Genomic DNA, 3,241 nt, shown 5'->3' on the forward strand with positions numbered 1-3,241 from the left:
CGCCGAGGTCGAAGGCGAACCCGCCCCGGCCCGCCTCGGCCGGGACCGCCTTGCGCTTGCCCGCCTTCGCACCGGCCGACGGCGCCGCCATCCGCGACGCCGTCTCGCGAAGCCGCGCCACCGACCGGTCCACCGGCGCGGACGCCGCCGCCGCCCCCTCGCCGATCCGGAAATACGCGATCGTCCCCTGAAGACGCTCCGCCTGCGCCGCCAGCTCCTCCGACGTCGCCGACACCTCCTCCGACGCGCTCGCGTTCTGCTGCGTCACCTTGTCGAGCTGCTGGATCGCCGCGTTGATCTGCGCCGATCCCGCGTCCTGCTCCCGGCACGCCGCCGAGATCTCCTCCACAAGCTGCGCCGTCCGCCGGATGTCCGGCACCAGACGACCCAGCATCGACCCCGCCTCCTGCGCCGCCTTCACCGTCTCCGACGACAAAGTCCCGATCTCCGCCGCCGCCGCCTGTGACCGCTCCGCCAGCTTGCGCACCTCGCTCGCCACAACCGCGAACCCGCGGCCGTGCTCGCCCGCCCGCGCCGCCTCCACCGCCGCGTTCAGCGCCAGCAGGTCCGTCTGCCGCGCGATCTCCTGCACGATCGTGATCTTCTGCGCGATCGTCTGCATCGCATCCACCGCCCGGCCCACCGCGGCCCCGCTCGCCTCCGCGTCCTTGGCTGATTGCCGCGCGATCGTCTCGGTCTGGCCGGCATTGTCCGCGTTCTGCTTCACGTTCGCCGCCATCTCCTCCATCGACGCCGACGCCTCCTCGGTCGACGACGCCTGCTCCGTCGAGCCCTGCGACAGCTGCTCGGCCGACGACGACAGTTCCTGGCTCCCCGACGACACGTTCGCCGCCGCCGCCATCGCGTCCGCCACCACCGTGCGGAGCCGGTTCACCATGGTCTCGAGGGCGCGGCCCATCGTGTCCTTGTCGGAGACGGGCTTGGCCGCGACGGTGAGGTCGCCCCCGGCGATCGATTCCGCCACCGCGGCCGTGGCCCGCAGGGTGTCGGTCATCCGGGTCAGGGCCGCGACAAGGTCGCCGATCTCGTCACGCGAGGTCACGGCGATCCGCTGGTCGAGATCGCCGAGTGCGACGGCGTCGGCGAGGGAGACGGCCCGGGAGAGGCCGCGCGAGATCGTCAGGGCGAGCCAGGCGGCGAGGCCGAGACCGAGGACCAGCGCGCCCGCCACGGTGGCGATGAGGACGGTCTGTCCCCCGCTCGATTCGGCCTTGGCACCGTCCACGGCATCCGTCATGCGCTTGTTCTGGAACGCCACCAGGGCGTCGACACCCTCGATCGTCGCGGCGCTGGCGGTGGCGAACGCGCCCGAGGCGAGGTCGGTGGCCCTGATCGTCTCGCCCCCGGCGAGCAGCGTCAGGGCCTTGTCGGAGGAGGCCGCCAAGGCCTCCGCCGGCCCGCGCAGGGCGTCGGTGGCGATCCCGTCCGCGAGACCGAGCCGGACGACCTCGGCGAGTTGCTTCATCGCCTCCTCGCGCGCCGTCCGCGCCGTCACGACCCGCTCGTTCAAAGCCTGGACCGATTGGGCGCCCGTGGCGGCCTGGAGCGCGCCGAAGCCGCGCTCGACCCGGGCCTGAAGCTCCGCAACGGCGCGCTGCAGGTCGAGGGCGCCCCGTGCGGCGGCCCGGTCCATGACGGCGACGATCTCGCTCCGCAAGAGATACATCGCCGGGCGTGCGGCTGCCTCGATCTCGGCCCAAGCCCTCACCACGGTGTTCGCCCGCGACAGGTCCTGGACCTGCTGACCCAGGGCGCGCTGGCGCTCGTACTTGCCGACGACCTCGTCCAGAAGGCGTCGGCCCTCGTCGGTGGTGATGAATCCCTTCGCCGCCGCGAGCGCCGCCAGCGCGTCGCCTTGGTTCGTCGCGACCCGCTTGACCAGATCGTCCATCTGCGCGTCGCTGGTGCTGATCACCAGCGCGCGCAGGTTTGATCCGCTGCGCAGCATGTGCGCCTTGGCGTCGAGCACCACGCGCTGCACCTCGGCCCGGCTGACCACGAACTGCATCGCCAGCTCGCTGGCGGTCAGCCTCCGGTACCCGACGCCGCCCGCCACGCCGACGAGCAGAAGGACGGCGCCGAACCCGGCAGCCAGCTTGGCTTTGATGGTGAAGCGCACGGTGAACCCCCGGTACTGGCGCCAGAACGCGCCGTCACTGTGAGATGGAATCGAGCCCGATCGACGAAGCAGCGAGGGGCTATGGCCAGGGCTGGACGGCGAGGACTGATCCTCAATCGAGAGGCTTTAGGTCACACCGTACAAGACGCGAATGAATCAATCGGAAAAACGAAGAACCCGCATTGTCGTATCGATCGCTTCCTGACCCCGCGACCCGAAGGCCGCGGGATTCCCTTTCGGCAGCGCTCAGGCGCTGCGCTTGAACTCGCGATCGCTGTCGTCGCCCGCGCCGAGGTCGAAGGCGAACCCGCCCCGGCCCGCCTCGGCCGGGACCGCCTTGCGCTTGCCCGCCTTCGCACCGGCCGACGGCGCCGCCATCCGCGACGCCGTCTCGCGAAGCCGCGCCACCGACCGGTCCACCGGCGCGGACGCCGCCGCCGCCCCCTCGCCGATCCGGAAATACGCGATCGTCCCCTGAAGACGCTCCGCCTGCGCCGCCAGCTCCTCCGACGTCGCCGACACCTCCTCCGACGCGCTCGCGTTCTGCTGCGTCACCTTGTCGAGCTGCTGGATCGCCGCGTTGATCTGCGCCGATCCCGCGTCCTGCTCCCGGCACGCCGCCGAGATCTCCTCCACAAGCTGCGCCGTCCGCCGGATGTCCGGCACCAGACGACCCAGCATCGACCCCGCCTCCTGCGCCGCCTTCACCGTCTCCGACGACAAAGTCCCGATCTCCGCCGCCGCCGCCTGTGACCGCTCCGCCAGCTTGCGCACCTCGCTCGCCACAACCGCGAACCCGCGGCCGTGCTCGCCCGCCCGCGCCGCCTCCACCGCCGCGTTCAGCGCCAGCAGGTCCGTCTGCCGCGCGATCTCCTGCACGATCGTGATCTTCTGCGCGATCGTCTGCATCGCATCCACCGCCCGGCCCACCGCGGCCCCGCTCGCCTCCGCGTCCTTGGCTGATTGCCGCGCGATCGTCTCGGTCTGGCCGGCATTGTCCGCGTTCTGCTTCACGTTCGCCGCCATCTCCTCCATCGACGCCGACGCCTCCTCGGTCGACGACGCCTGCTCCGTCGAGCCCTGCGACAGCTGCTCGGCCGA

The 3,241-nt window shown here is 71.8% G+C and carries 2 protein-coding genes; both read right to left on the minus strand.

Annotated elements, in window-relative coordinates:
• The coding region (locus tag ACW9J6_RS34310; RefSeq protein WP_457120795.1) for a HAMP domain-containing methyl-accepting chemotaxis protein at positions 1 to 2,140 on the minus strand (2,140 nt) is incomplete at its 3' end.
• Between the two features lie 246 nt (positions 2,141 to 2,386).
• The coding region (locus ACW9J6_RS34315) for a methyl-accepting chemotaxis protein (protein WP_457120796.1) at positions 2,387 to 3,241 on the minus strand (855 nt) is incomplete at its 5' end.

Source organism: Methylobacterium sp. JK268 (assembly GCF_054052225.1).